At 64.7% G+C, this 26324-nt stretch carries 27 protein-coding genes; 12 read left to right on the forward strand and 15 right to left on the reverse strand.

Annotated features, from left to right (window positions below; genetic code table 11):
• The 3 genes from Q322_RS22925 to Q322_RS22070 all read right to left on the reverse strand — a co-directional run.
• The coding region (locus Q322_RS22925) for a hypothetical protein (RefSeq protein WP_034417110.1) at positions 1 to 218 on the reverse strand (218 nt) is incomplete at its 3' end.
• A gap of 297 nt (positions 219 to 515) precedes the next feature.
• Entirely contained in the window at positions 516 to 1028 is a 513-nt protein-coding gene (locus Q322_RS0100010; protein ID WP_029474689.1) for an IS630 family transposase, read from the reverse strand.
• A gap of 2 nt (positions 1029 to 1030) precedes the next feature.
• The gene (locus tag Q322_RS22070) at positions 1031 to 1489 is read right to left on the reverse strand and encodes a winged helix-turn-helix domain-containing protein (RefSeq protein WP_084147652.1); all 459 of its coding nucleotides are present in this window, start codon (positions 1487 to 1489) and stop codon (positions 1031 to 1033) included.
• 167 nt (positions 1490 to 1656) lie between these two features.
• Here Q322_RS22070 and Q322_RS0100020 point away from each other — a divergent pair, with 167 nt between their 5' ends.
• Positions 1657 to 2130 carry a YdeI/OmpD-associated family protein gene (locus tag Q322_RS0100020; protein ID WP_245593085.1) on the forward strand — a complete coding sequence of 158 codons (474 nt, stop codon included), beginning with the start codon at positions 1657 to 1659 and terminating at the stop codon, positions 2128 to 2130.
• 56 nt (positions 2131 to 2186) lie between these two features.
• Here Q322_RS0100020 and tal read toward each other — a convergent pair whose 3' ends face one another.
• Both tal and Q322_RS0100030 read right to left on the reverse strand, forming a co-directional pair.
• A complete protein-coding gene (gene tal, locus Q322_RS0100025; protein ID WP_051667924.1) occupies positions 2187 to 3170 on the reverse strand; it encodes a transaldolase in 984 nt (327 codons plus the stop codon).
• 222 nt (positions 3171 to 3392) lie between these two features.
• Entirely contained in the window at positions 3393 to 4394 is a 1002-nt protein-coding gene (locus Q322_RS0100030; protein WP_029474697.1) for a sugar-binding transcriptional regulator, read from the reverse strand.
• Positions 4395 to 4831: 437 nt separating this feature from the next.
• Here Q322_RS0100030 and Q322_RS0100035 point away from each other — a divergent pair, with 437 nt between their 5' ends.
• From Q322_RS0100035 to Q322_RS0100055, 5 genes are all read left to right on the forward strand, one after another.
• The gene (locus Q322_RS0100035) at positions 4832 to 6178 is read left to right on the forward strand and encodes an ABC transporter substrate-binding protein (RefSeq protein ID WP_029474699.1); all 1347 of its coding nucleotides are present in this window, start codon (positions 4832 to 4834) and stop codon (positions 6176 to 6178) included.
• Between the two features lie 168 nt (positions 6179 to 6346).
• Positions 6347 to 7237 (forward strand): carbohydrate ABC transporter permease, encoded by an 891-nt coding sequence (locus Q322_RS0100040; protein ID WP_051667946.1) that lies wholly within the window; start codon positions 6347 to 6349, stop codon positions 7235 to 7237.
• Complete coding sequence (locus Q322_RS0100045) at positions 7234 to 8118, forward strand: carbohydrate ABC transporter permease (protein WP_084147661.1); 885 nt, start codon at positions 7234 to 7236, stop codon at positions 8116 to 8118. Before Q322_RS0100040 ends, Q322_RS0100045 begins: the two co-directional genes overlap by 4 nt.
• 57 nt (positions 8119 to 8175) lie before the next feature.
• Positions 8176 to 9345: an alcohol dehydrogenase catalytic domain-containing protein gene (locus Q322_RS0100050; protein WP_245593086.1), complete on the forward strand. Its 1170-nt coding sequence runs from the start codon at positions 8176 to 8178 to the stop codon at positions 9343 to 9345.
• 213 nt (positions 9346 to 9558) lie between these two features.
• On the forward strand, positions 9559 to 11091 hold the full coding sequence (locus tag Q322_RS0100055) for an FGGY-family carbohydrate kinase (protein ID WP_029474707.1): 1533 nt from the start codon (positions 9559 to 9561) through the stop codon (positions 11089 to 11091).
• Positions 11092 to 11115: 24 nt separating this feature from the next.
• Here Q322_RS0100055 and Q322_RS0100060 read toward each other — a convergent pair whose 3' ends face one another.
• The 3 genes from Q322_RS0100060 to Q322_RS0100070 all read right to left on the reverse strand — a co-directional run bounded on the left by Q322_RS0100060 (position 11116) and on the right by Q322_RS0100070 (position 15625).
• Positions 11116 to 12894: an SLC13 family permease gene (locus tag Q322_RS0100060; protein WP_029474709.1), complete on the reverse strand. Its 1779-nt coding sequence runs from the start codon at positions 12892 to 12894 to the stop codon at positions 11116 to 11118.
• A 190-nt stretch (positions 12895 to 13084) separates the two neighbouring features.
• On the reverse strand, positions 13085 to 14506 hold the full coding sequence (locus Q322_RS0100065; protein WP_029474710.1) for an outer membrane protein assembly factor BamB family protein: 1422 nt from the start codon (positions 14504 to 14506) through the stop codon (positions 13085 to 13087).
• A gap of 405 nt (positions 14507 to 14911) precedes the next feature.
• Positions 14912 to 15625 carry a spondin domain-containing protein gene (locus tag Q322_RS0100070; RefSeq protein ID WP_034417115.1) on the reverse strand — a complete coding sequence of 238 codons (714 nt, stop codon included), beginning with the start codon at positions 15623 to 15625 and terminating at the stop codon, positions 14912 to 14914.
• Positions 15626 to 15963: 338 nt separating this feature from the next.
• Between Q322_RS0100070 and Q322_RS0100080 the strand changes: the two genes are divergently transcribed.
• The 4 genes from Q322_RS0100080 (at position 15964) to Q322_RS20400 (ending at position 18736) form a co-directional block, all read left to right on the forward strand.
• Positions 15964 to 16653: a winged helix-turn-helix domain-containing protein gene (locus tag Q322_RS0100080; RefSeq protein ID WP_029474714.1), complete on the forward strand. Its 690-nt coding sequence runs from the start codon at positions 15964 to 15966 to the stop codon at positions 16651 to 16653.
• Positions 16635 to 17612 carry a sensor histidine kinase gene (locus Q322_RS0100085; protein WP_245593087.1) on the forward strand — a complete coding sequence of 326 codons (978 nt, stop codon included), beginning with the start codon at positions 16635 to 16637 and terminating at the stop codon, positions 17610 to 17612. The genes Q322_RS0100080 and Q322_RS0100085 overlap by 19 nt, the downstream gene beginning before the upstream one ends.
• A 154-nt stretch (positions 17613 to 17766) precedes the next feature.
• Positions 17767 to 18411 (forward strand): phosphate signaling complex protein PhoU, encoded by a 645-nt coding sequence (gene phoU, locus Q322_RS0100090; protein ID WP_029474718.1) that lies wholly within the window; start codon positions 17767 to 17769, stop codon positions 18409 to 18411.
• 4 nt (positions 18412 to 18415) lie between these two features.
• Positions 18416 to 18736, forward strand: a complete 321-nt coding sequence (locus Q322_RS20400; RefSeq protein ID WP_029474720.1) for a MafI2 family immunity protein — start codon at positions 18416 to 18418, stop codon at positions 18734 to 18736.
• Between the two features lie 76 nt (positions 18737 to 18812).
• Here the strand turns inward: Q322_RS20400 and Q322_RS0100100 are convergent, their stop codons facing one another.
• From Q322_RS0100100 to Q322_RS0100110, 3 genes are all read right to left on the reverse strand, one after another.
• Positions 18813 to 19643, reverse strand: coding sequence for an isoprenyl transferase (locus Q322_RS0100100; RefSeq protein ID WP_029474723.1), 831 nt, complete (start codon positions 19641 to 19643; stop codon positions 18813 to 18815).
• A 43-nt stretch (positions 19644 to 19686) separates the two neighbouring features.
• Entirely contained in the window at positions 19687 to 20745 is a 1059-nt protein-coding gene (gene mutY, locus Q322_RS0100105; RefSeq protein ID WP_029474724.1) for an A/G-specific adenine glycosylase, read from the reverse strand.
• A gap of 80 nt (positions 20746 to 20825) precedes the next feature.
• The gene (locus tag Q322_RS0100110; RefSeq protein WP_342667645.1) at positions 20826 to 22262 is read right to left on the reverse strand and encodes a hypothetical protein; all 1437 of its coding nucleotides are present in this window, start codon (positions 22260 to 22262) and stop codon (positions 20826 to 20828) included.
• A gap of 240 nt (positions 22263 to 22502) precedes the next feature.
• On the opposite strand from Q322_RS0100110, the gene Q322_RS0100115 reads away from it, so the two are divergent.
• On the forward strand, positions 22503 to 22961 hold the full coding sequence (locus Q322_RS0100115; protein WP_051667929.1) for a ketosteroid isomerase-related protein: 459 nt from the start codon (positions 22503 to 22505) through the stop codon (positions 22959 to 22961).
• 167 nt (positions 22962 to 23128) lie between these two features.
• Here Q322_RS0100115 and Q322_RS0100120 read toward each other — a convergent pair whose 3' ends face one another.
• From Q322_RS0100120 to Q322_RS0100135, 4 genes are all read right to left on the reverse strand, one after another.
• Positions 23129 to 23371 (reverse strand): hypothetical protein, encoded by a 243-nt coding sequence (locus Q322_RS0100120; protein WP_029474730.1) that lies wholly within the window; start codon positions 23369 to 23371, stop codon positions 23129 to 23131.
• A 24-nt stretch (positions 23372 to 23395) separates the two neighbouring features.
• Positions 23396 to 23878 (reverse strand): hypothetical protein, encoded by a 483-nt coding sequence (locus Q322_RS0100125; RefSeq protein ID WP_029474732.1) that lies wholly within the window; start codon positions 23876 to 23878, stop codon positions 23396 to 23398.
• Entirely contained in the window at positions 23875 to 24147 is a 273-nt protein-coding gene (locus Q322_RS0100130; RefSeq protein WP_051667931.1) for a helix-turn-helix domain-containing protein, read from the reverse strand. The genes Q322_RS0100125 and Q322_RS0100130 overlap by 4 nt, the downstream gene beginning before the upstream one ends.
• A 63-nt stretch (positions 24148 to 24210) precedes the next feature.
• Positions 24211 to 24657 (reverse strand): GNAT family N-acetyltransferase, encoded by a 447-nt coding sequence (locus Q322_RS0100135; protein WP_029474736.1) that lies wholly within the window; start codon positions 24655 to 24657, stop codon positions 24211 to 24213.
• 95 nt (positions 24658 to 24752) lie between these two features.
• Here Q322_RS0100135 and Q322_RS0100140 point away from each other — a divergent pair, with 95 nt between their 5' ends.
• A complete protein-coding gene (locus Q322_RS0100140; protein WP_029474738.1) occupies positions 24753 to 26288 on the forward strand; it encodes a phytoene desaturase family protein in 1536 nt (511 codons plus the stop codon).
• Positions 26289 to 26324 lie beyond the last annotated feature (36 nt).

Genomic DNA, 26324 nt, shown 5'->3' on the forward strand with positions numbered 1-26324 from the left:
CGGTGGCGACCTTGCTGCTCGTCTCCGAAGGTATCGAGGTGGTGCAGCGTGGGGATCGACGACACGTCGATCCCCACTGGCGGCGGGCGCTGAGCTACCTCAAGATCGGTCTCCGGGCGGTTCATTACGCGCTGAGCCGTGGTCAGGCAATCTTCTCTCACCTGACGCTCCAGGGCGGGCCTGACCCTGAGCCACCAAGTCAGCGGAAACGCCTTCATGCCCCTCCTTAAACCACCCTTGAAGTCGGCTGGCAACTCGTTTTTCGTCCGCTCTCATAAAATTTGTCAGGCCGCCAGGTACGGCTTCACAGATGTAGATGGCAACAAGCCACATTGGGGCCGCTGGGACATCGTGAACGGCTGGGAGATAAAGACACCAGAATAGAGTTGTTCACAGTTGAGATTCTGAGCGTTTATGCCATTCTGAATCCTATGACCATCTCCGGTATTCAGCAGTTCGAGCCAGCCGCGCGCGCTGAGTGGCGGGAGTAGCTGATACAGATTGCGAAAAAATAACTAACAATCGGGCCACCAATGGAAGTTGGTCAGACCACACATCTGAGCTTGCTGAGCCATCAGTCGAACGCATTGCGCATTCACAACGCGCTGAAGCTCATCCAGGTCTTCAAAGGTCCGGTTGTACAACGCGGCATCCACCCCATCCCACAACCGCTCCGCAGGTTGCAATTCTGGAGCATAGGGCGGCAAAAACAGCAGGGTGATGCCCTCCGGCACCACCAGTTCATGGCTGGTATGCCAGCCCGCATTGTCCAAGACAAGCACCACGTGCTTGTCCTGTCCCGCCCCACTCGCCACTGCGAAGCTGTCCAGCACCGCCTGCATCGCTGGCGTGTTCACCACGGGAAGCAAATACCACACGGTCTTGCCACTGTGAGGATGAACAAAGCCGTATACGTACAGCCAGTCGAAACGATGGTTGACTCGCGCCACCCAGCGTTTGCCGCGTGGAGACCACACCCGCTTGATGATCGGTCTCAATCCCACCCGGTGTTCGTCAAACGCCCACACCTCTACGTTGGGGACGAGATGCCCAGCCGTTTCAACCGCTTCAGGGAGGCTTTTTTTTTAAAGTCGGCCTGCGCCTTTGGATTGGCCCGCTCATGAGCGGGCCGGGGGACCTGCCAACTCAATCCGGCCAGTTCGAGAAGTTCATAACTGCGCCGCGCATGGATCTTCTCGCCCAGCAGGTCTTCGACGCATGCCTGGAGCTTGACGGCATCCCACAGGATGCCGTCCTCATAATCGGCGCGGACCGTCTGAACGAGCAGCAGGAGTTGTGCGTCAGTCAGGAGTGGTGGTGCGCCAGGATTCTCGTGGCGTCGATCCCGCAACCCAGCCAGACCGTCTTTGTTGTAGTTGTGGACCGTTTTGGCATAGGTGGGACGGCTCAATTGGGTCAGGCTCCGAATCTCGCCGGGTGAGCGGCCTTCTGAAAGAAGGGCGACAGCTTGAGTGCGGCGTTGCTCCACGGCGCAACGGCAATGCCGGTAGTGATCCCACAGCTCAGCCGTGGTGTGATGGGGGGTCAGAATCAGTGGCTGTTTGATTCATCGATGTTGGCAGATTTTTCGCATTCCGTATGACCGCCCACCGCCAATAGAAAAAGGGGGTATGGTTGGTCATCCACAAGAAGGCCTTGACCACGCCCAACCTGACTGTTGGTGACGCGGTAGAGGAGGCGCTGTGCTTCGGTTGGATCGACAGCACCGGGCGCAGGCTGGACGAACATCGCTCGCTGCTGTACATCGCGCCGCGCAAAGCGGGCAGCGGCTGGAGTGCCGTGAACAAGCGCCGCCTGGAGGGCTTGCAAGCGGCGGGCCTGCTGGCGGCCCCTGGCCTGGCCTGCATCGAGGCGGCCATCCACGACGGCTCGTGGCTCAGGCTCGACGCCGCACACGCCCTAGAAGTGCCGCCCGATTTGCGTGCCGCTCTGGAGCATGCGGGCGAGGCGGCCACATATTGGAACGCCTTTCCCGCCAGCGCCCAGCGCGCCCTGCTGGAATGGATCTCAAATGCCAAAACCGATTCCACCCGCAAGCGGTGTGTGCGGGCGACGGCAGAGGGGGCGGCCAGGGGCGAACGGGCGAATCAGTGGCGTAAAAAAGTTTAACCGCTCAGAGATTGGGGGCGACTAAAGGGTTTGACTTCCAGACGTTCAGGCGATGTTCAGCTCTGCTTGACCTCGGCCAGCACTTTCCCCAGCTTCTCGGTGTCGGCGGCAAAGCCCCGGATGCCCTCGTACAGCTTATCGCCCGCCATCGCGTTGTCGGCCAAGCTGTAGCGGAACTGGGCTTCGGTGATCGGCGCTTCGGTCTCGTGGCCCATCTCCTCGCTGAGTCTGACCTCCAGCTTGCCGCTATCGGCGGCCAGTTCGCCCAGAAGCTGTGGGCTGATGGTCAGGCGGTCACACCCGGCCAGCGCCTCGACCTGCGCGGCGCTGCGGAACGACGCACCCATGATGATGGTGGGGTAGCCGTGCGACTTGAAGTGGTGGTAGATCTCGCGCACCGACTGCACGCCGGGGTCCTCATCGACTGGGTAATCCTGGGTGCCGGTGGACTTCTTGTACCAGTCGGTGATCCGGCCCACGAAGGGCGAGATCAGGTACGCCCCGGCCTGGGCAGCGGCAATCGCCTGCTCCATGTTGAACAGCAAGGTGATGTTGCAGCGGATGCCCTCCTTCTCCAGAATCTGCGCGGCCTGAATGCCTTCCCAGGTGGCGGCCAGCTTGATCAGGATGCGGTCCTTGCCGACGCCGCCCTCCTCGTACAGCGCGATCAGGTGCCGGGCGCGGGCCAGCGCGGCGTCCTTGTCAAAGGACAGCCGGGCGTCCACCTCCGTCGAGACGTTGCCGGGCACGATCTTGGTCAGCTCGGTGCCGACGCGGACGGTTAGTTTGTCGATCACGTCGTCCACGCTCTCGCCGGACTTGAGCCAGCCGCGCGCCTCGCCCATCAGGCCGCTGTAGCCCTCAAGCTGCGCGGCCTTGAGGATCAGGGACGGGTTGGTGGTGCAGTCCTGCGGCTGGTACTTCTTGATGGCCTCGATGTCTCCGGTATCTGCGACGACGACGGTTACGGCCTTGAGCTGTTCAAGTTTGCTGGTATCGACGGCGAGCTGGGGTTCAGGTGCAGTTTGCGTGGGGTTCATAACAGACCTCCGTGAGGATTCGTGCGACTACAGGCTCTGGCTGGGCGCTCTGGCTGGGCGCTCTGGGTGGGCGCTCTTGACCGTCATTCTTTGAAACCGGGACGCTTAGAGCAACACCCTCCACTATGGAACTGCTCTTACCCATCAGGATGAAGGTGGAAGGGGCCGCGCCTTTATTGATGTCCTTGGTCCTGACGCCTGTAGGCGGGTGCCGCCTCAAGGCTACGCCGGACGCCCCGCCGTGATGGCGTCGTCCATCTGGAGCAGGGTATTGGCGTTCGAGACACTGGTGGCGAGGGTATTGATCGAGCCGGTGCGAAGTGCGCCCAGGATGGCCGTGACTTTGGCCGGTTCGCTGGCCATGGCGATCACGTTGGGGATGCGCCGCAGATCTTCCACGCTCAGGCCCACCACCCTGCCCTGGAGGATGGTCCGGGCGCTGCGCCCATGGATGTCCAGAAAGTCGTAGCCCATCAGGTCACCCACCGTTCCCACACTCTTGGCCGCCGCCAGATCGCGGGGCGAGAACCAGCCCATGCGGACCAGATTGTTGTCCTCGGACATGTCGCCCACGCCCACCAGGGCCAGATCGGCGCGGCGGGCCTTGTCCAGCGTCTGGCGCACCGTGGAGTTGGCGCTGAGCTGCCGCGCCACCTCGGGGCTATCCATTAGCGCGGGCGCATACAGTGTTTCGCTCTGGCCGCCAAATTGCGCGGCCAGACGGCGGGCGATATGGTCCGGGTTCATGGCCTCGCCCCCCAGGTACGTGCCGCCGATGGCACACACGAAGGTGCAGGCGCGCGGCGCGGTGGAAATTGCGTGATCTGACACCGCGTTGATGTTACGGCCCATGCCTACGGCCACAATCACGCCGTCCTGCAAATGCTTGTCCAGATAGCCCGCCACCAAGCTTGCCAGCATGCCGCGCTGCTTGTCGGCGTCGGCGTGGTCCGGGGTCAGGATGGCCCGCATGATGCCAAAACGCCGCACCAGGGCGTCTTGCAACTCGTCGCTGTGCTTGAGGCTCTGGCGCACCCGGATTTCCACGATGCCCTCGTCCTGGGCGCGTTTGAGCATCCGCCCGATGGTGGCCCGCGACACGCCAAAGCGTTTGGACAGTTCCTCCTGGGTGTGGCCGTCCACGTAGTACAGGGTGGCAAGTTCGGTCAGGGTCTGCGTCGCGCTGTGGTCCAGCGCCGGGGGCGAAGTTCGGGTCACGGTCATACAGCATGAACCTCCGGGCAAATGAGCAGGCTGGCTGAGCGCCCGATCTGAATATATTCTTATCTGATGATCAAATGTCCACGGTAAGGCTCTTATTAGGGGGGCAATTGTCTGTGGAAGTCAAGAGGTCTAACCAAAATCTCTGCACTCAGCCTATACCCGTACCGCTTCATAGAGCCAAAAAAATACCTTTGATATGGGCTTTCTCGATCCTAAGTCCATCGGATGACCTGTGGCAGAGCCGTTGACACGCCGCCAGCAAAGTGCTTAACTATTGCTCAAGCAAAGTGCAAATGATCAAGGCCGTTCCTCAACAGCGAGGAGTGCAGACCTGTTGTTCCGGCGTCCGTTCGCCACCTTTTCGTTGGCCCGTTGCTCCACCGCATTCGCACACGCTGTTCTCAGATTCAGGCTGTTCTCAGATTCAGGAGGAAGACATGAAAAGAATCACCGCACTGTCCGCCGCACTACTCGCCGTCACGCTGGGCGCGCAGGCCCACGCCCAGAGCTGGAGCCTGGCAACCGCCGCCGCGCCCTACAAAGGGACGACCATCAAAGCCATCTTTCTGGATCGCCCTGGTTACAAGGCCGCCGCACAACTCATCCCGCAGTTCGAGAAGGAAACCGGCATTAAGGTCAGCTACGAAACGGTCCCCTACGAGAGTACAAACCAGCGCTACGTCCTGGATTTTACCTCGGGTGGCGGTGCGGACCTGGTGCTCAACGACGTGGTGTGGATCGGACAATTCGTGGACGCGGGCTGGATGGTGCCGCTGGAGAAGTTCTACAACGATCCCAAGCTGGCGGACCCGGCGCTGAACGTCAAGGGCTTTTTTCCCGTGCTGCTCGATAGCTTTGGCACCTGGAACAAGAAGATATACAGCTACCCTTTCGACAACTACTCGGGGCTGATGTACTACAACAAATGCACGTTGAAGGCGGCGGGCTTTGCTGGTCCGCCCAAAACATGGACCGAGCTGCTCACCAAGTACGGCCCCAAGCTGACCGGCAACGGCAAGTACGCTTTCGCGCTGCAATCGCGCCGGGGCGAGACCCAGAGCGCCGACAGCTTTATGCGGACGCTGTGGCTCAGCGGCGGCGGGCTGATTGATCCCAAGACCTTCGAGCCGACGCTGACCAGCGCCGCGTCCCAAAAAGGTCTGAAGTTTCGCCAGGACCTGATGAAGTTCATGCCGCCCGGCGTGGTCGACATGGACCATGCAGAAGCCGTGGCTGCCTTCAACAACGGCACCGTGCCGCTGCTGACCGAGTGGTCGTCGTTCTACACCACCATCGCCGATCCCAAGCAATCCAAGGTTCCGGCCAACTGCCTGGGCGTGACCACCGAACCGCTGGGCGCGGATGGACTCAAACCTGCCCTGGGCGGCTTCGGCCTGGGCGTCAACAGCAACTCCGACGCCAAGCACCAGGCAGCAGCGTACCTGTTCGCGCAGTGGATCACCTCTGAAAAGATGGCGAAACCCTATGTGCAGGCGGGCGGCGTCAGCGGACGGCAAGCGGTTTACAAAGACCCGGCCATCCGTGCCAAGTACATCTTTGTTGAGCCGATGGTCAAGTCCTGGAGTGCCGGTACCGCCGTCCCCAACTTCCGCCCGCGCTTCGCCGAGTGGCCCCAGATCTCGCAGATCGTGGCCGAGAACGGCACCAAGATCATGCTCGGCCAGCTCACTCCGCAGGCTGGGGCCAAGGTCATCGACGGGCGCGTAAAAGAAATCCTGACCCGCGCCGGGTACTACAGCGGCAAGAAGGCCAAGCTCCAGTAAGCACGGCCTGACCGGGGGCAAGTTCCCGTATTCCAGCATGGCCGCGAACGGTGTCGGTCATGCTGCTTTGTTTCGTGGTGGCCCCCCTTGCTCGTTCCCGCCATCCGAGTCAAGCGGCCTATTTACCGGCCCAAGCTCTGTCCCACACTTCTCCGGAGGATGCCGTTCATGCATACCCAAAAACGCATCACCCCGTTCCTGTTCCTGGCCCCAGCGGTGATCGTGCTGGCCGTGGTGGGCATCTACCCGCTGCTGTTTGCCGCCTGGGTGTCGCTGCACACCTACCTGCTGGCGCAGCCCAATATTCCGCATGATTTCATCTGGTTCAGCAATTACCTGACCGTGATCCAGGACGGCGCGTTCTGGGGTTCCATTGGCCGCACGCTGTTTTATCTGGCGGTGGCGCTGCCCGTACAGATCGTGCTGGGGCTGGGCATCGCCCTCATGCTGAGGCGTGGGCGCTGGGCCGCCCTGCGCGGCTTTGCCCGCGTGGCGCTGGTGATTCCGCTTGCCATGACCCCGGTGGTGACAGGACTTATCGGACGCCTGATGTTCAACCAGGAGTTCGGGATTGCCAATTACATCCAGACCACCATCACGGGCAACAAGGTGGGCATTGAATGGCTGGGCAACCCCACGATGGCCTTCGCCGCCATTTTGCTGCTGGAAATCTGGCAGTGGACGCCGTTTGCCGCGCTGATCTTTCTGTCGGGCCTGACCGCCGTGCCAGTAGAAGTAGAGGAAGCCGCCACACTGGAAACCCGCAGCTTCTGGGTGATGCTGCGCCAGATTCAGATGCCCTTTTTAATGCCCGCGCTGACCGCCATTCTGATTCTGCGGACAGCGGACATTCTCAAGCAATTTGACATGGTGTACACCCTGACCGGCGGCGGCCCAGGCAGCTCTACCGAGTTGATCAACCTGTACATCACCCGCATCGGACTGCGCGGAGCTTTTGATCAGGGCGTGGCGTCAGCGCAGGCCATTCTGATGCTGGTGCTGACCATCATGCTCTCGCGCCTATACATCAAATACCTCTACAAGGGAGATGACGCATGACCACCCAGTCCACCTCCACCCTGCCGCGCCCCGCCGTCATTTCCAAGGCGCGGCCCCGTAAGAACAACACTCTGACCACGGCGCTGCACGGCCTGGGCCTCCTCGTGGTGGTGTTCGGCACCCTATTTCCATTCCTGTGGATGGTGCTGACCTCGTTCAAGACCACTTCTCAGATCACTTCAAACCCGCCGCTGCTGTTTTTTAGCGGCACACTGGACCACTACCGCTCCATTCTGGGCGATCAGTACAACGTCGGCGGCAGTCTGGTGGTGTCGCTGATCGTTGCCACGAGCGCCACCGCTCTGGCCGTGCTGTTGGGAACGCCCGCCGCCTACGCGCTGGCCCGCTTCAGCTTCAAGGGCAAGGATGACCTGTGGTTCTGGTTCATCTCCAACCGTTTCCTGTCTCCGGTTGTGCTGGTGCTGCCGATCTATCTGGTGGCCTCGCAGCTCCGGCTGATCGGCAACCCGGTCCTGTTGATCGCCATGTACCTGACCTTCAGCGTTCCCATCGTGATCTGGATCTGCACCGATCAATTCCGCAGCATCCCGCGCGAACTGGACGAGGCGGCGATGGTGGACGGGGCCACGCCCAGCTACATCTTTTTCAAAGTTGCGCTGCCGCTGGCGCTGCCCGGCGTGGTGGTGTCCAGCATCCTCAGCTTCATCTTTAGCTGGAATGAGTTGCTGTTCGCGCTGTTCCTGACACGCGGCGACGGCGTGACGGCCCCGGTGCGCGCCACCGGCTTCCTGAGCGGCTACGACGTGCCGTGGGGCGAGATCATGGCGACGGGCACGCTGATCGTGCTGCCCGTGATTGTCTTCTCGCTGCTGGTATCGCGCCATCTGGTTCAGGGGCTGACGATGGGAGCCATCAAATAAGAATTGCCCTCTCACGCGCCGTCCATCTGCCCCTCGCCTCTCCACAGGAGTCCAGCCATGACCAACACCATCCAGCCGCCCTCAACCCCCGAAACCACTCCTGACAAACTGATCATGCTCCAGCCCGACACCGTCAACCCGGACGTGAAGCTGCCCAAGACGATGAAGGCCATCGTCGCCTATGGCCCCGACGATTACCGTCTGGAAGAGGTGGAGGTGCCGCGCGCCGGGCCGGACGACATCATCATCGAGGTGGAGGCCTGCGGTATCTGCGCCAGCGACATCAAGACCTTCCACGGGGCGCAGAGCCTGTGGGGCGGGGCCGGGCAACCCGCCTGGGTCAAGGCTCCCATGATCCCTGGTCACGAGTTCGTGGGCCGCGCCGTGGAAGTGGGCGAGAATGTCACCAGGAAGGGCGAATTCAGGGTGGGGGACCGCCTGATTTCTGAGCAGATCGTGCCGTGTGAGGAATGCCGCTACTGCAAGCGCGGCGAGTACTGGATGTGCCAGAAACATGACATCTACGGCTTCCAGTTCAACGTGAACGGCGCAATGGCAAAGTACATGCGCTTCCCCGCCAACTCGCGGACCCATAAGGTTCCCCAGGACGCGCCGCTGGAGCGGGTCATTCTGGTGGAGCCGTTCGCCTGCTCGGTGCATGCCGTCAACCGCGCGAAGATCGAGTTCGATGATGTGGTGGTGCTGGCCGGGGCGGGGCCGCTGGGCATGGGCATGATCGGCGCGGCCAAGATGAAGAGTCCCAAGACCCTGGTGGTGCTGGACTTCAAAAATGACCGTCTGGAAATGGCGAAGAAGTTCGGGGCCGACGTGGTGATCAATCCGTCCGAAGCGGACGCCGTGCAGATGATCAAGGACATGACGGGCGGCTACGGCTGTGATGTGTACATCGAGGCCACCGGCCACCCCGCCAGCGTGGTGCAGGGGCTGGACATGATCCGCAAGCTGGGCCGCTTCGTGGAGTTCAGCGTGTTCGGGCAGGACGTGACCGTGGACTGGAGCATCATCGGGGACCGCAAGGAGCTGGACATCTACGGCGCTCACCTGGGGCCGTACTGCTATCCCTTCACGATTGCCGCCCTGGCCGATGGCCGCCTGCCCAGCGAGGGCATGGTGACGCACCGTCTGAAACTGAGCGAATTCAAGACCGGCTTTGACCTGATGCAGCAGGGCGACAAATCCATGAAGATTCTGCTGATTCCCGATTGAAGATGGGCGGAGTTCTGGAAGCTGGGTGCGGGCGGATGGAGGCTCGCGCTCAGCTTTTGTGCTGGTCAAAAAGGAGGGAGCAGCCTGTCTACTTTCCCGCCGATTACGATTCAGGGCGGCGGCCCCAGTTGCTATGCTGCCCCATGCCTCTGAATCTCACGGGAGCGCCCTGCATCGGCGTTCTGAACCCGTTTATCCCCGTGGAGCCTGCCCATGCCCGCTGAGCTACTCATCGGCATCGATGTCGGCACCTACAGTTCTAAAGGCGTGCTGGTCAACTTGCAGGGCGAGGTGCTGCGCCAGCACGTCATTCCGCACGGCATTTCTATGCCAGCACCTGGCCACGTCGAGCAGGACGCCGACGCGGTGTGGTGGGCCGATACGCTGAGCATCCTGAAAGAGCTGCTCTCCGGGCCGTACTCAGGCGCGGACGTGGCAGGTGTGGCGTGCAGCGCGATTGGGCCGACGCTGTTGCCGCTGGACGAGGCGGGCAGGCCGCTGCGGCCCGGCATCCTGTACGGCGTGGATATCCGCGCGCAGGACCAGATAGAGGCGCTGAACCGCGAGATTGGCGAGGCCACCATCCTGGCCCACAGCGGCATGGCCCTGACCAGCCAGGCGATTGGCCCCAAGATTCGCTGGCTGCGCGAACACGAGCCGGAGATTTGGGCGCGGACACGGACCCTGACCACGGCCAGCAGCTACCTCACTTACCGACTGACCGGACAGCACGTCATGGACCACCACACGGCGGCCCACACCATGCCGCTGTATGACCCTAAGGCGCGCACCTGGACGTATCAGTTTGCTCTCCCCGTGCTGGGCGACAAGGACTTGGAGGCTCTGCCCCGCCTGGCCTGGGGCGACGAGAAAGCCGGAGAGGTTACGCCAGAAGCTGCCGCCCTGACCGGCTTGCGTGCTGGAACCCCGGTGGCCGTGGGAACAGTGGACGCGCTGAGCGAGGCCATCAGCGTGGGTGTGAGCCAGCCGGGCGATTTAATGGTGATGTACGGCTCTACTACCTTTTTTGTGCTGGTGCAGGACACGCCGACGCCCGATTCACGGGTCTGGAGTGTGGGCGGAGCTTTCGCGCCTCAGCATAATCTGGCGGCGGGCATGAGTACCACTGGAAGTCTGACGCGCTGGATTGCCGACGAACTGGCCCGCGAACTGCCCACCGATCAGGCGTATGACGCGCTGTTCCGCGAGGCGGCAGCGGTGGCTCCCGGCGCGGACGGCCTGCTCCTGTTGCCGTACTTCAGCGGCGAGCGCACCCCGATCAACGACACCAGGGCTAAGGGCGTGATCGCGGGCCTGACCCTCTCGCACACCCGCGCGCACCTGTTCCGGGCGGCGCTGGAAGGCGTGGGCTTCGGCATTCGCCAGAACATCGAGGCGTTCCGTGACCTGGGCGCGGACGTGCGGCGCATCGTGGCGGTGGGTGGCGGCGCGAAGACCCGCACCTGGCTGCAAATCGTTAGCGATATTTCCGGCGAGGCGCAGGAACTGCCCGCCGTGACCGTGGGGGCCAGCTACGGCGACGCCTTCCTGGCCGGACTGGCGGCGGGACTACTGAAGCGCGGAGACCTGCAAAGCTGGGTCAAGATTTCAGACACCGTGCAGCCCAACACGGAAATGCGGGCCGGGTATGACCGCCTATATGAGCTGTACCATGACCTCTACACCCAGACCCGTCCCACCGTTCACGCGCTGGGCGATCTGGCGGAAGCGGGGCGCGGCGGGTAGGGATTTCTCACCCAATCCTCTTCCCTATAGCCCCCACACCAGCGCGATCATCGGCGCGCCCACCGCCACCACGATGATTTCCATCGGCAGCCCCACCTTCCAGTAGTCGCTGAACTTGTAGCCCCCCGGCCCCATCACCAGCGTGTTGCTCTGGTGGCCGATGGGAGTTAAAAAGGCGCTGCTGGCCGCCACCGCCACGGCAATGAGAAAGGCGTCGGGGTTGGCCCCCAGCCCCTGCGCGATCTTGATGGCAATCGGTGCGGTGATCAGCGCGGCGGCGGCGTTGTTGATGATGTCCGACAGGTTCATGGTTAGGATCATGACCACCACAAGCACGGCCATAATGGGCCAGCCGTTTGTCAGGCCCAGGATGGTCTCGGCGATCAGGTTCGCGCCGCCGGTGCTGGACAGCGCCGCGCCCACCGGGATCAACGTGGCCAGCAGCACCAGAATCGGCCACTCGATGCTCTCGTACACGTCGCGCAGGTTGATCAGGCGCAGCAGCAGCATGACGGTGGCGGCGGCGGTAAAGGACACCGCGACGGGCAGCAGATTTAACGTGGCGGCCAGGATGGCGGCCAGAAAAATACCGCCGGTCAGCAGCATCTTGCGGGTCTGCCCGGCGGGCACCATGTCCAGCGCACGCTCGCGCAGCAGCAGGCAGCCCAGGGTGTGCAGGGCCTCCTCGATACTGTTGCGCGGCCCGTGCATCAGCAGCACGTCCCCGGCGCTGAACCGGGCGTTGACCAGCCGCTCGCGCAGGCGCTGGCCCTGGCGCGACACCGCGATCAGGTTGATGTTGAAGCGCTGGCGCAGCCGCAGGCTCACGGCGCTCTGGCCCACGATGGGCGACAGCGCCGTGACCACCACTTCTGCCAGGGTCACGTCGTCGGAGGCCAGTTGCTCGGGGGTGATCGTCTCGTTGCCCACTAGGGTCAGTTGGCCGTCTTCCACCAGTTCGGTCAGCTTGGCGGCGGTGGCCTCCACGATCAGCACGTCATCGGCCTGAAGCACCGTGAACGGCGTGGGAAAGGGGCGTTGCGATTCGCCGCGCACCAGCGACACCACCTGCACGCCCTCTACCTTGCCCAGGTCCAGCACGCGTTGCCCGGCCAGGGCGCTGCCCGCTGGCAGCCGGACTTCTGTCATGTAGTCGGCCATGCGGTACAGGTCCGCGCGGTTCTCGCCGGAGACCCGCTGGGGCAGCAGCCGCCAGCCCAGAACGGCCAGGTACAGGATGCCCGCCGCCGCCACCGCCAGGCCCACCGGCGTGAAGCTGAACATGTTGTAGGACTCGCCCAGCAGCTCGCGGCGCAGGTTGGAGATGATCAGGTTGGGCGGCGTGCCGATCAGGGTGGTCATGCCGCCCAGCAACGAGGCGAAGGCCAGCGGCATCAGCAGCGTGCTGGCCGAACGGCCCGCGCGATTGGCCAGCGTGATCGCCACCGGTAGCATGATCGCCAGCGCGCCCACGTTGTTCATGATCGAGCTGAGAAAGGCCACCACGCCCGACATCGCCAGCACCTGCACGGTCATGTTGGTGCCGACCCGTCCCAGCCCGCGCACCAGCACATTGACCAGCCCGGTCTTTTGCAGCGCTTGGCTGATCACCAGCACGGCGGCCACCGTAATCACGGCGGGTTCCGAAAAGCCCCGGAACGCCTCGTTGCCCTTGATCACGCCGGTCAATGTGAGAGTCAGCAGCGCCAGCATGCCCACCACGTCGTAGCGCCACTTGCCCCACACGAACAGCACCAGCGCGCCGAACAGGGTGGCGAAGACGAGGAGTTGCGGAGTGGTCAAGCGGAGGTTTTGGGAAGGGAGAAGGAGAGCAGGAGACTCCGGCGACGGCAAGAAAGCGAAAACAGCCGGGTGAGCATCCGGGCATTGTAAAGCGCCGCTTGGAGCCAGCACGAAGCCTCCCGCCCCAAGACCACTCTCGGGACGGGAATATTTGGCGGCTTGCGCTGCCCATCAGGCAACGGGCTAGGGCCTAGCGGGTGGTATAGGCGTAGACCATGCCCTCGCCCTGGCCGCTGAAGCGTTTGGGAACGCCGGTGCCGAAGAACAATTGATCGCCCGACACCACCAGCGAAGACGCGATTGAGGGATGACCGCCGCTGGTCCACACGACCTGTCCGTCCGAGGCGCGGAACGCCTTGATAAAGCCGCTCAGGGTGCCGACCAGGTAAATGTCATTGGACAGGTAACCCGCCCCGGTGGCCCCCGCCGCCATGACCTTGGGCTTGGCCCAGATCAGCCTGCCGCTGCCCGCGTCAATGGCCTTGACATTGATGGGAAATTCCGCCGGATTGAGCTGGGTGGTGTCGTCAAAGCTGTTGTTGCTCCAGACATACACCTTGCTGCCCGCGACCGACGCTTCGGCCCGCACGCCGCCGCCCACGCCGCTGTAGCCGACGGTATGCTTCCAGATGACCTCGCCGCTGCTGCGGTCCAGCGCCCAGTAAATGCCGTTTTTCTGCCCAATGCCCACGAAGTCGCGGGGTTGCCCCCCCACCTGTGCGCTGAACAAGTTCGGCCCAGCGGCAAAATCCACATCCGGCCCCGTCGGTGTGGCGGGCGTCCACACGTCAAAGGCGGTGGCCTGGGTGGCCCAGACCGTCTCGCCGGTCTTGGCATTCACTGCCACAATGCTGTCGGACAGATCGGTGGCCTTGCCGCTGTAGTTGTTGCCCGTTGCAAAAAACAGAGTGTTGCTGGCGGGGTCCAGTGCGAACGATCCCCACATGGCAACCCCGTTGCCGGGCGCAGGCACCAGTGACTTTTCCCAGACGATTTTGCCGCTCGCGGCGTCGAGCGCCACCACCTTGCCCCGGAAACTGGGGGCAAAGGGCTTGCCCGCCCGTTTCATGGCCCCGGCAACGGCTTCCTCGACCGAGGACACCCCAATGTACACCAGGCCGCCGTGGTACAGCAGCGTGCTGATGCTGCCGCCGTACTGACTTTCCGGCACGAAATCGGTCTTCCACTTCACCTCGCCGGTGGTCTGGTCGAGGCCAAAAGCGTAGCCCTCCACGCTGGCCTCAAACAACATGCCCTGACCCAGCGCGCCGGTTCCGGCGAAGCCGTGCCACGGAAAAGCCTTGACCGGCTGCTCCAGCGACTTTTTCCAGGTGAGCTGACCACTCGTGGCGTTGACCGCGTAAGCGTTGCCGCTCCAGTCGGCGAAATAGACCTGGCCGCCTTCAACCAGCGGGCTGTGCGAGACATAACCGGGAGCCTGGAACTTCCAGGCCAGTTTCAGCTTGCCCACGTTCTGCGCGTTCAGGCCGCCCGTTCCGGCGTGCGCGTTGCTCAGACCCGTCCCACCCATCGTGCTGTCATTCCCGGCGTTTTGCGCGGCGGCGAGCGTGATGAGGGCGAGCAGGCTGGAATAGAGAATGCTTTTTTTCATCTGGACCTCCGGCCCATGCTGAATCGGGCTAATACTGAGCTGGGGTACTGAACTGGGGCAACGGCTCCCCCAAGTGCTAGAGCCGCCCGTCCTCATTGGATCAAGCTGTCAGGAGAGGGGTCCTGGGCATTGCAACCTCCTGTAGATCGGGGCCACCACAGCTCCAAACACCAGAGGCGTGAAGACCGTGACCCAGCCACGCGACATGGCAAGAACTGGCCCCCACGGACTGCGGCACAGATTGCGGCAGGCCAGCGAACGGTACGCCCGGCGACGGAGCGGTCATATCGGCTGATTGCATCTCGTCTCTTTCGCGCTTCTGGCCCCACCCGCAGGACGGTCTCGGTGGTCAACCGCCGAAGTCTGTCCCAGGGTGGGTTGCCAGGGTCCTGGCCTGGCCTCCCGTTACTGAGTGGGCGTGATCGTCACCTTGATCACGCTGCTGGCCGCCGGGTAAACGTAACCGTCGTTGACCAGGTGCACCACGTCGTTTTCGCTGGGGCCAAAATTGTCGCTCGGCTGGCGCGGCTTTTGAGCTGGCCCCACGCCGGGCTGCTCGTTGACCTCGGTTCCCGAGTCCAGCAGCACCACCCCGCCAGTCGCGTCGCCGGACACCGGCTTGCCATCCGCCCCGAACAGGTTCAGGCCCGCGCCGGAAAAGTCGTAGAACAGATCATTGGACTGCACGAACATGGTGGCAAAGGACAGCCGGTCTCCGGGCACCGCGCTGAGCGTGAATTCGTAGGCGTCGCCGGGGAGGATCGGGCCGGGTGCGGAGGCACCGACAGGAATACTGGCCACGCCGCTGCTGTGGCCCTTGCCCTTAAGTTCGCCCGCCAACGTCATGGGGCTGCCGTCCTCCGCCACACTTTCAAGGCCTGCGCTGGCTTTGGTGCCGAGCGTCCAGATCGGGTTACTTCCGCTGTGAACGATCCAGACGACGGGCGAGAGCGGCGCTGGCACGGCAGCGTTGGGACCGCCCGGCGTGGCCAGCGTGGTGGGCGTGGAGACGTTCTGAACGCGCACCTTGAAGGTTTGAGACATGTTCGTCGGTGTCGTCGCGGGAGCGCAGGCGGCGAGCGTCAGGGCCAGAGAACCGAAAAGCAGCAATTTCCTCATGATGTTTCTCCTTGAAGCGGCTGCGTTCGGGGCGTCACCCTTTACACGGTGAACTTTCAAGCCAGACTCACCCCCCTCCGCCTCAACCGATTTCAGGCGGAACAGTAAGCTGGCTCTCAAAACAGCCGCTACTCATAAGGTACGAAAACTCACAGCTTAAAGGTTCGGTTCAATTGGGCTTGCGAGTTCATTGGGGTTGGTAAGCAGGCTTGCAGAAACGGGGCGCTACGGGGTGGTCACGGCTGGACTCTGGCAGGCCAGGAGAGGTGGGAAGGAAACAGTCCTCCCCCCGTCTGCGCCTGACATCTCCCTGACCTGACCCTCCACAATGAGAGGCAATGAGCCACGTCGTTGTCATCGAGGACGAGGGAACCGTGCGGGATGTGCTGCGCTTCCACCTGGAACGTGCCGGGCTGCGCGTGACCGCGCTTGAATCCACGGCGGGCGGGCTGGAGGCGCTGGCCGGGGCCGACGCGCTGGTGCTGGATTGGATGCTGCCCGGCGAGAGCGGTCTGGGTTTTCTGCGCCGGCTGCGCGACGACGCCGAGCTGCGCCGCCTGCCGGTGCTGATGCTGACCGCCCGCGCCGCCGAGGCCGAGCGGGTGGAGGGCCTGGAAACCGGGGCGGACGATTACCTGACCAAGCCGTTCAGCGCCGCTGAATTGGTGGCCCGCGTGCGCGCCCTGCTGCGCCGCACCCAGCCGGACACGCCCCAGACGCTGACCAACGGCCCGCTGGCAATCGATATGGGCGGCGCGGAGGCACAGGTGGCCGGGCAGAAACTGAACCTGACCCGCCGTGAGTTTGACTTGCTGGCCTTTCTGACCCAGCACACCGGGCGCGTGTACTCGCGCACCGAGCTGCTGGACCGGGTGTGGGGCGCGGATTTCCTGGGCGGCGAGCGCACGGTGGACCAGCACATCACGCAACTGCGCTCGCACCTGGGTGAGACGGTGGGCCAGCCCGCCTTTCTGGAAACGGTGCGCGGCAAGGGCTACCGCATGCGCCCGTGGACCGGGGCCAAGTGACGGCGCAGGGGCGGGCGGGCACCACCGCGCCGGACTTCTGGATTGACGCGCTGCCCCAGGCCGTGCTGCTGTGCCAGGGGGGCAAGGTGGACCGCCTGAACGCGGCGGCCTCGCGGCTGTGGGGCGTCACGCAGGCGCGGGCAGCGGGCCGTCCGGTGTTAGAGGTGGTGCGGCGACATACCCTGGAGGCGCTGATCGAGCGTGGCGGCGAGCTGGAGCTGGAGGTCAGCGGGCGCACCCTGCGCTGCGCGGCCACCCGGGACGGCGACGCGGCGGCTTTAATCGTGGAGGACATCACCGATCACCACCGCCGCGAGGCCGAACTGCGCGAGGCCACCGCCGTCCTCTCGCACGAGTTCCGCACCCCGGTCACGGCATTGAGGGGCGTGCTGGAGGCGCTGGAATACGACATGCCCCGCGAGCTGTCGCAGAACTTCGTGCGCCAGGGCCTCCAGGAAACCGCACGCCTGGCCCGGCTGGTAGAGGACCTGGCCGTGGGCTTTCGCCCCACCCGCGCCCGCACCCTGCCGCTGGCCGAGGCCTTTGCCCGCGCCGAGCGCCTGCTGGACAGCGAACTGACCCTGCGCGGCTCCCACCTGAGTTTCGGGGCGGACCATCTGGTGCGTGCTGATCCCGACAAGCTGCTCCAGGTGCTGCTGAACCTGATCGAGAACGCCCTGAAATACGGCCCGCCGGGCCAGGACATCGAGGTCCAGACCGCCGGGCGCGGCACCTGGGTCGAGGTCTGCGTGCTGGACCACGGCCCGCCCATCCCCGACACCGACACGCTGTTTCAGGCCCACACGCGCGGCGCGGGGGCCAGCGGCCAGGGCAGCGGCATGGGCCTGTACATCGTCCGCAGCGTCGTCCACGGCTGGGGCGGCCAGGCCTGGGCGACGCGCACAGACGGGCGCAACGCCTTTTGCTTCACGCTGCCGGGTGTGGGGGGGCTGGGATGAGAGAATGTCTGAACGTCTGTACCGTCTGAAGGTCTCAACGTGGGCGAGGCTCTTGCGTTCAGACCCTCGGCCCTGGTGACCTGGAGACGCCCCTGACCCTCCCCTGACACCCCGGTGTTCCATTGCCCCCCAATGACCGCCCCCAGGAGTTCCCATGCGTGAAGTGCTTGAAAATGATCTGCGGAGCGTGCTGAACGGCGCGCTGAACATGCTGGGCACCGTCGAGCAGATGCTGCCGGTGGCCGCCGACGTGCTGCTGCACGAGCAGACCGAGCGTCTGGCAGAGGTGCGCGCCCTGGACCTGGAGGTGGACGCGCAGGAGGCCCGCATCGAGGCCGAATGCCTGCGGATCATCGCGCGGTATCAGCCGGTGGCGCGTGACCTGCGGCTGGTGGCGCTGATCCTCAAAAGTCTGTCGGACATCGAGCGCATGGGCGACTACGTGGTTCACGTGGCCGAGGACGGCGCGGAGCTGGCCCAGGCCCCGGCCCTCAAGAAATACGTCAACCTGGCGCGCATGCTGGCCCGCCTGGGCGAGATGAGCCAGAACCTGAGAACGGCCATCGCGGACCGCGACGTGACCCGCGCCGAGACCACCATCGGGATGGACGACGAGGTCGACGACCTGTACGAGCAGATTCAGCGTGAGCTGGTGACCTACATGCTCGAGGACCCGCGCAACATCAGCAAGGCGCTGATGCTGATGCGGGTGGGACGCAGCCTGGAACGCGTCGGCGACCACATGGAAAACGTCGCCGAACGCGTGCGCTACTGGGTCACGGGCGTGCGCGAGGCGTAAGGACATGGATGCTCTCGCAGGGAATGCCCCTGGAAGAGAAAACGTCGCTCTAAGCGTTGTTCGTGCCTTACTGGGTGCAGTTACGCCGGAAATGCGTCGGGTAGGCTTTCTGCTGGATGGGCGAAAGATTCAGTTATTCTGCATTTATGACGGCGCATCAAGCGAGAGCCTCAGTGAAGAGATGAGCGTTGTCGAGACAGAAATCCTCGCCGACTTTGCTGCCGATGTCTTGACGGAAGTCCGACTGGTGCGAATAGATGCGCCCGGAGCCATCAAGCTTGAGGCTGTTTGGGTCTATGCCCGCAAAGAAGCAAGCAGTAATTAAGGCCGCCCTTCCAGCGACCCTTTTCTTTCTCCCTTCGCTTTTGCTCCCCAGTTGCTCAGTCCCACCTCCGTTCCGGCTACTTGCCGAACCGCCGGTCGCGGCCCTGGAAGTCCCGCAGCGCCCGCAGGAAGTCCACCCGGCGAAAGCCCGGCCAGTACACGTCGCAGAAGTAGTACTCGGAATACACGCTCTGCCACAGCATGAAGCCCGACAGCCGGATCTCGCCGCTGGTGCGGATAATAAAGTCGGGGTCCGGCGTGTCGGTGGTGTACAGGTGCGCGCTGATGTGGTCCGGGGCCAGCGCGGCGGCGGCCTGCTCCAGCGTGACCCCGGCGGCGGCCTGGGCTGAGAGGTGCATCTTGACCGCGTCCACGATCTCCTCGCGCCCGCCGTAGCCCACGGCGATGTTCAATCTCATGCCGTCGTAGTGGGCGGTCTTTTCTTCCAATTCCCGCAGAGCGTCCAGCACATGGCCCGGAAAGCTGCCGTGCTGCCCGATGGCGCGCACCTTGACCCGGTTGGCGTGGATGCGTGGATCGCGGGCCAGGTTGCGGGCCTCGCGGTCAAACAGGCCCATCAGGTGCCGGACCTCGTCGGGGTCGCGGGCCACGTTGTCGGTGGACAGCACCCAGATGGTCACGGCCCCTATGCCCAGTTCCAGGCACCACTGCAAGACCTCGTGGGCCTTGTCGATGCCGAACTCGTAGCCCAGTTCGCGCTCCACGCCCGCCGCCCGCGCGTAACGGCGGTTGCCGTCCAAGATCAATCCCAGGTGACGCGGGAGCTTGCCGCCGCTGCCCACTTCGCGGGCCAGGCGCTGTTCATAGCTCCACAGCAGCGCCCCACGCGCCGCAGTGCGCGTTTTCTGGAACGTGCGAACGGCGGCGGCGGCGGGTTTGGACTTCATAAACGCCGTAGTGTAGCGCGCTGCCCCACGGCCAGGCCATCATTCAAATGGATGAACGGCCCATGAGTGGGGCGGCAAACAGGCTGTCCTGCCGCGTTCGCAGCAGCCCCAGCGCCTTGTGGTCCAGCCGGGACAGGGCCGCCGTCGCCACCACCTGCCGGGGCAGGCTGGAGGCCGCCGCATAGACGTGCAGCGTGATCTGGCGGTGCGTCATGCGGTGCTGGACCTGGCCCAGCAGTTCGCCGGGCCGCGCGTCCAGCCGTTTGCACAGGGCCTCCAGCGCCGTCGCCGCCGTCTCCTGCGGGACAAGTTCGCGCGTCGGCAGCCCCATCAGGCCGCCCAGCAACCCACCCCCGCGCCGTTCCAGCACCGCCTCCTGCCCATTGCCGATCAGCACGGCCACCGCCTCTACCGCCCGCACTGCCGCCCGGACCTTGGGCGCGGGAAAGGCGGTAGGGGTGCCCGTTGCCAGCGCCGCGCAGTGGGCCGCCAGCGGGCATGCGGCGCAGCGCGGAGCCTTGGGCGTGCAGACGGTTGCGCCCAGATCCATGACCGCCTCGTTCCACGCGCCGGGGCGGACAGGGGAGAGCAGGGCGTCGGCCCGCGCCTGAATCCAAGCGTCGGTGGGGCGGGCCTCGCCGTAGAGCCGCGCCAGAACCCGGCGCACGTTGCCGTCGTTGACCGCGCGGGCCTCGCCGTGGGCCAGACTGGAGACGGCGGCGGCGGTGTACGGCCCCACCCCCGGCAGCGCCAGCCAGCCGCCATAATCGCTGGGAAAGCCGTCTGCGGCGATGATGCCCGCCGCGCGGTGCAGGTTGCGGGCGCGGGCGTAGTAGCCGCAGCCTTCCCAGGCTTTGAGCACGGCGTGGGTGGACGCGGCAGCCAGCGCCCCCACGTCAGGGAACGCCTCCAGAAAGCGGTCGTAATAGTGCAGCCCGCGCGCCACCTGGGTCTGCTGCAACAGAATCTCGGCCACCCACACGCGGTAGGGGTCGCGCCGCCCCTCCGCGCCCAGCCGCCACGGCAGCGCCCGGCCCGAGGCGTCAAACCAGGCCAGCAGCGCCTTGCGAAGCCTGGGGATGGGGTCTGGAACAGCAGTCACCGCGCCAGTGTAGGGGCGCGGTGACGGGAAAACAGTGTTTTTTGGTGGGAATTCCCAGCTCAGCTCTGTCCAGATCAGCTTTAGGCCCGGAGGCCCTCGCGCTGGGCCGCCTGCGCCCTGTTGCCCGCCGGTGTGGCCGGGGTGCGGACGCGGCGGCGCACGCCATCGGCGTAGGCGGCCAGATCGGTCAGGATCTCGGTCACGCCCACGCGCAGCAGGAACTGGCCACCGGGCAGCGGGGTCAGGGCCAGGAAGGGCGCGCGGGTCAGGGTTTCCAGGATGCTGCCCAGCTCGGCGTAGTTGACGCCGCTGCCCAGTTTCTCGGCCAGGCGCGCCACGCTGACCACGCTGTGGGCGGGCTGCTGCGCCAGCGTGAGCAGTACGAAGCTAAAGACGCCGCGCTGAGCCAGGTGCGCGCTGACCAGTTCAGCGACGCTGGCGGCAGATTCCAGGTCCACGTGCCCGGCCTTCCAGTACCCGCGCAGATCCACCGGGGACAGCGGGGCCAGCCGCGCGTGTTCGATTAAAGCGGCCAGCGCCTCGTGGGTCAGGCGGGCCACGCCCTGCGGCTCTTCTCCCTCGCCGCACAGCAGCACGCGGTGGCCCTCTTCCTCCTTCCAGGCGGGCGAGGTCATGGCCTGCCCGTCCAGCGCCACCAGCACCGCGTAGCCGTGCGCGCCCAGTTCGGCCTTCAGGCGCAGCACGCCGCCGCCCAGATCGTCCAGGCGGTAACCGGTCAATCGGGCCAGTTCGGCCAGTTGGCCCGCTGGCCGCTCGGCCTCCGCAGCATTCCTGATTTCAGTGGCGGGAGCGGGGCGCGGCGTCGGGGCGGACATGAACGGTTCTTCCGCCACGGCGCTGGGAGCCTGCGTGCTGCCGGATTGCGCGCCGCCAGATTGCGTGTTGGAGGGCGCGGTCGCACTGGGGATGGTCGCGGCGGTCCACCCGGCGCGGCTGCGCTCGCCCGACTTCTCAGTCTGCATGCGCTCAGTCTGGGTCCGCTCAGTCTGGATCCAGTCTGCCGTCTCCGCCGCGCCCGCCCGCACCTCGGTCACCCGGATCTCGCCCACGCCAGTGTCGGGCACGGGGGCCTCGGCAGGCTGGGCTGGACGGGCTTTGGCAGGCTGGGGCTGCGGCACTTCCTGCATCCGCACCTCGCGGACGTGGGCGGTGGAGGCCACCACCACGCGCCGGGTCTCAAGGGCCTTATTGGCCTCGCGGCGGGGCGAGGGCGGCGGCGCGTAGGGCTTGACGATGGCCTCCACCTGATAGCGCGCCGGGGCCAGACTGGTCAGGATCAATACGTCGTTCACACCCAGATGCTGGGTGTGGTACAGCCCGCCCAGGCCCCAGATCCGGGCGCGCTCGGTGTCCACCTGCACGCTGTGTTCGTCGCCCTTGTCGTCCACGAACACCGCCGGGCCGCTCTGGGAAAAGGTGGATTGCAGGTATTTCAGGATGCTTAGGCTGCCTTCTTGCAAACAGGGACGGGTCACGATGTAACGCATTGATCTCATGCGGAAAACCTCCATTTAAACGCACGCACCTGGCCTGGCAGGCCAACGGCGCGTGGTGCTGCGGTCTGAATTGTCTCTAAAGTAGCAGAACGCGGCGGCCTGCGGGGCACAGGTTTTTTCTCAATGCCCCATTGACCTCCCCCCACCAGGCCAGGCGGACCCGCAACCCTAAAGTGACGCTCAAGTTGACCCTCGGCCAGGCGAATGAGGCGCTTGGGCGGTCCCTCTATCCTGGCGGGCATGAGTTCCCGGACCCCCGAACCCCACCCGGCTCCCCAGACGCCGCCCACGCCACGGGCCACCACGCAGGACCTGATCACCCGCTACTACGCCGCCTTTAACGCTGCCGATTCGCAGGGCCTGCTGGAACTGCTGAGCGATGACGTGCAGCACGACGTCAACCAGGGCGGCACCGAGCTGGGCCGGACCGCGTTCCGCGTTTTTCTGGCCCACATGAACGCCCACTACCGCCAGGAGGCCCGCGACCTGACCGTGATGGTCAGCCCCGATGGCGTGCGCGCCGCCGCCGAGTTTGTGATTCACGGCGAGTACCTCAAGACCGACGCCGATCTGCCCACCGCCAGGGGCCAGGTGTACGCGCTGCCGGTAGGCGCGTTTTTCGAGGTTCACGGCGGCCTGATCACCCGTGTGACCAGCTACCACAACCTCCAGGACTGGACCCGGCAGGTGGGCGGCTGAGCCTTGAAATAAAGACGGGGTGCGGGCCGGAGCGGTCATCGTATTTGGAGGCTGGCGACGAGGGGCGAGGAAACCGATGCTGGCTCAGAGCGAGACGGTTTCAAGTACGGGCCAGCTCTCAAGTACGGTTCAGCTCCTAAGTACTCCTAAGTACTCCTAAGTACAGGTCAGCTCAGATCAACTTTCTCTGCGGCCAGACGCTTCTTATTCTCCTTCCAGCCGTAGGAACGCACGGCGTCCACGCTGAACCACACCGCCAGCACCAGAGCCAGCGCGGCCCACAGCCAGCTTGCCGAACGCACGGCGAAAAAGGCCCCCACCGCGCACAGTGCCCCCACCGTGCACAGCGCCCCCAGCAGCACGCTGAAGGTCAGGACGAGGTGGGGCGGCACGCGGCGGTTGCGAAACATGGGGGCAGGATAGGGGAGGGGTTCTTACTCGCTTATGTCAGGTTCGGTCCAGGCGAGGATGGCGCTGGGCAGGAAGGGAATGAGCAACAAAAATGCAACGGCCACACCGCCGCCGACGGCTGTATTTCGCAGTCGGCCCAGCACGTCGTCGCTGGCGAACAGGAAGCCCAGTAGGGCTGCTATCAGCAGCAAGGACATCGCGCGGTAGGACGCGGCCATGGCCCACGAGAGTCGCTCACGCTGGCGCTCGTCTAGGGTGGCCCCTGCCTGCTGCGGCAGCCCCTGAAGCGCGGGCTGGCTGAGCTTCAGACCGCCGTAAATGGTCAGGATGACCCCCACCACGTAAAGCAGCAGCAAGGCGATCCACAGCAAACTTTGTGGGTGAACGGCCAGACTTAGCAGGTTGATTACGGCGATCAGCGACACTCCAACGCCGTACATCACAACGATGCGGCGGCGGGACTGGCGACTGGGCAGCGGGCGGGAACGGCTCACGGCAGCATTCATGACGGACCTCCATACACTTTCTCGCTCAGCGGCGTGAACGGCGTGCGCGAAAAGATCGCCTCGATGGGCAGACCAAAGAACTCGCTCAGGCGCAGGGCGAGGTCCAGGCTGGGCGCGTACTCGCCCCGTTCCAGGTAGCCGATGGTCTGGTAATTCACGTCTATGGCGGCTGCCAGCTCCTGCCGCGACAGCCCGCGCTCGGCCCGCAAAACGGGCAGCCGGTTGTGCAGGGGAGGCGCAGGGGAACGCCCGGAAGACTTCGCTACCATGCTGCGTATTGTTGTAGAAATACAACAGAAAGTCAAGTGAGAGGATTTTGTGTTTGCTCTGAACTATGCCTCCCGCGAGAGCATCACCCCCTGCAACTCGTCCACCGCATACCCGCAGTTCTCGTAAAACGCCTGAGCTTCCGGGTTGTCGGCCAGCACCCAGACTTCTGTTATTTTCTCAACACGCATCTGCTCATGCAGGGCGGCCACCAGTGCGCGGCCCACACCCCGCCGCCGCCACAGTTCGCGCACGCCAATTTCGTAGAACATGACGTGCTGGGCGTCGCCGTGTCGTTGCCGCTGCACGTAGGCCATCAGAAAGCCGATGGGTTGCCCGTCCGCTTCAGCGTGCCAGTGCCACACGGCGGGATCGGACAGGTAAGCGCGGGCAGCTTTGGGGGTCAGCGGCGGGCTGGGTTCCTCGCCCGTGAAGTCGGTTTCATCGTGGGCGACGAGGGCGAGGGCTTGCTCATCGCCAGAACCGAGGCGGCGGACGGTGAAAGGAGGCATGGCTTCAGTGTGAAGGGTTTGGGAAGCCGCACGCATCGGCCTTCTGGCGCATTCCTTCCCCTCTCTCCCGCCGTCTTCATGACAGACTTGCCCCAATGCCAGATTTTGATGTGATCGTGATGGGCGCGGGCCACAACGCGCTGGTAACGGCGGCCTACGCAGCCAAAGCAGGACTGAAAGTGGGCGTGTTCGAGCGGCGGCACATCGTCGGCGGGGCCGTGAGCACCGAGGAGCTGGTCCCCGGCTACCGCTTCGACTACGGCGGCAGCGCCCATATCCTGATTCGCATGACCCCGGTGGTGCGCGAGCTGGAGCTGACCCGCCACGGCCTGCACTACCTGGAAGTGGACCCGATGTTTCACGCCTACGACGGCGATCAGCCGTGGTTCATCCACCGCGACGCGGGGCGCACCGCCCGCGAGTTAGAGGCGCTGTTTCCCGGCCAGGGCGAGGCGTACACCCGCTTTTTGGACGACTGGACGCCGTTCGCCCGCAGCGTGGCAGACCTGTTCAACTCCGCGCCGGGGCCGCTGGACATGGGGAAAATGGTGGTCAGTTCGGGCAAGGGCCGTGACTGGATGGAACAGCTTCCACGCATCCTCAAGCCCTACGGCGAGGTGGCAAAGGAATACTTCAGCGACGAGCGCGTGCGTGCGCCGCTGACCTGGATGGCCGCCCAGAGCGGGCCGCCGCCGTCTGACCCGCTGAGTGCGCCGTTTTTGCTGTGGCACCCGCTGTATCACGAGGGCGGCGTGGCCCGGCCCAAGGGCGGCAGCGGCGGGCTGACCCAGGCGCTCAAGCGCGCGATTGAGGCCAATGGCGGCGAGGTCTTCGTCAACGCGCCCGTTAAAGACATCCTCGTTAAGGATGGCAAAGCACAGGGCATCCGCCTGGAGAACGGCGAGACCTACACCGCCCGCGCCGTCGTGTCCGGGGCGCATGTGCTGACCACCGCCGGGGCGCTGCCCGACGAGTTCGTACCTGCCTCTGCCCGCAATGTGCGAGTGGGCAACGGCTTCGGGATGGTGCTGCGCCTCGCGCTGTCCGAGCAGGTCAAGTACCGCCACCACACTGAACCGGACAGCCGCGTGGGCCTGGGCCTGCTGATCAAGAGCGAGCAGCAACTGATGAAGGGTTACGGTCAATATCTGGCCGGAGAGCCGACGAGCGATCCGCCTTTAATCGCCATGAGCTTTAGCGCCGTGGACGACTCGCTGGCCCCTCCCGGCGGCGAGGCGCTGTGGCTGTGGGCGCAGTATTACCCGTATGAGCTGTCGTCTGGAAGCTGGGAAACGCGCACTGCCGAGGCCCGCGAGAACATCCTCAACGCCTTTGAACACTACGCCCCCGGCACGCGCGACACCATCGTGGGCGAGCTGGTGCAGACGCCGCAGTGGCTGGAAACCAACCTGGGTCTGCACCGGGGCAACGTGATGCATCTGGAAATGAGCTTTGACCAGATGTTCTCCTTCCGCCCGTGGATGCGTGCCAGCCAGTACAAATGGCCGGGCCTGAAGGGCATGTACCTGACCGGAGCGAGTACGCACCCCGGCGGCGGAATCATGGGGGCCAGTGGCCGCAACGCCGCGCAGGTGCTGGTCAAGGACTTGACCCGGAGAGGGTGGAAGTGAGGGAATGTGTGGGGCGCGGTCAAAGGGTCAAAGGGT

This window comes from Deinococcus frigens DSM 12807 (assembly GCF_000701425.1).
GTDB classification, from domain to species: Bacteria; Deinococcota; Deinococci; order Deinococcales; family Deinococcaceae; genus Deinococcus; species Deinococcus frigens.

Excerpts from the sequence above, each read along its gene's own strand:
- Q322_RS0100040 (WP_051667946.1), top strand. The coding sequence starts at position 6,347 with ATGCATACCCAAAAACGCATCACCCCGTTCCTGTTCCTGGCCCCAGCG.
- tal (WP_051667924.1), bottom strand. The coding sequence starts at position 3,170 with ATGAACCCCACGCAAACTGCACCTGAACCCCAGCTCGCCGTCGATACC.
- Q322_RS0100070 (WP_034417115.1), bottom strand. The coding sequence starts at position 15,625 with ATGAGGAAATTGCTGCTTTTCGGTTCTCTGGCCCTGACGCTCGCCGCC.
- Q322_RS0100030 (WP_029474697.1), bottom strand. The coding sequence starts at position 4,394 with ATGACCGTGACCCGAACTTCGCCCCCGGCGCTGGACCACAGCGCGACG.
- Q322_RS0100050 (WP_245593086.1), top strand. The coding sequence starts at position 8,176 with ATGACCAACACCATCCAGCCGCCCTCAACCCCCGAAACCACTCCTGAC.
- Q322_RS0100100 (WP_029474723.1), bottom strand. The coding sequence starts at position 19,643 with ATGAAGTCCAAACCCGCCGCCGCCGCCGTTCGCACGTTCCAGAAAACG.
- Q322_RS0100045 (WP_084147661.1), top strand. The coding sequence starts at position 7,234 with ATGACCACCCAGTCCACCTCCACCCTGCCGCGCCCCGCCGTCATTTCC.
- Q322_RS0100035 (WP_029474699.1), top strand. The coding sequence starts at position 4,832 with ATGAAAAGAATCACCGCACTGTCCGCCGCACTACTCGCCGTCACGCTG.
- Q322_RS0100055 (WP_029474707.1), top strand. The coding sequence starts at position 9,559 with ATGCCCGCTGAGCTACTCATCGGCATCGATGTCGGCACCTACAGTTCT.
- Q322_RS0100135 (WP_029474736.1), bottom strand. The coding sequence starts at position 24,657 with ATGCCTCCTTTCACCGTCCGCCGCCTCGGTTCTGGCGATGAGCAAGCC.
- Q322_RS0100080 (WP_029474714.1), top strand. The coding sequence starts at position 15,964 with ATGAGCCACGTCGTTGTCATCGAGGACGAGGGAACCGTGCGGGATGTG.
- Q322_RS0100110 (WP_342667645.1), bottom strand. The coding sequence starts at position 22,262 with ATGAGATCAATGCGTTACATCGTGACCCGTCCCTGTTTGCAAGAAGGC.
- Q322_RS0100130 (WP_051667931.1), bottom strand. The coding sequence starts at position 24,147 with ATGGTAGCGAAGTCTTCCGGGCGTTCCCCTGCGCCTCCCCTGCACAAC.
- Q322_RS0100140 (WP_029474738.1), top strand. The coding sequence starts at position 24,753 with ATGCCAGATTTTGATGTGATCGTGATGGGCGCGGGCCACAACGCGCTG.
- Q322_RS0100065 (WP_029474710.1), bottom strand. The coding sequence starts at position 14,506 with ATGAAAAAAAGCATTCTCTATTCCAGCCTGCTCGCCCTCATCACGCTC.
- Q322_RS0100115 (WP_051667929.1), top strand. The coding sequence starts at position 22,503 with ATGAGTTCCCGGACCCCCGAACCCCACCCGGCTCCCCAGACGCCGCCC.
- Q322_RS0100125 (WP_029474732.1), bottom strand. The coding sequence starts at position 23,878 with ATGAATGCTGCCGTGAGCCGTTCCCGCCCGCTGCCCAGTCGCCAGTCC.
- Q322_RS0100120 (WP_029474730.1), bottom strand. The coding sequence starts at position 23,371 with ATGTTTCGCAACCGCCGCGTGCCGCCCCACCTCGTCCTGACCTTCAGC.
- phoU (WP_029474718.1), top strand. The coding sequence starts at position 17,767 with ATGCGTGAAGTGCTTGAAAATGATCTGCGGAGCGTGCTGAACGGCGCG.
- Q322_RS20400 (WP_029474720.1), top strand. The coding sequence starts at position 18,416 with ATGGATGCTCTCGCAGGGAATGCCCCTGGAAGAGAAAACGTCGCTCTA.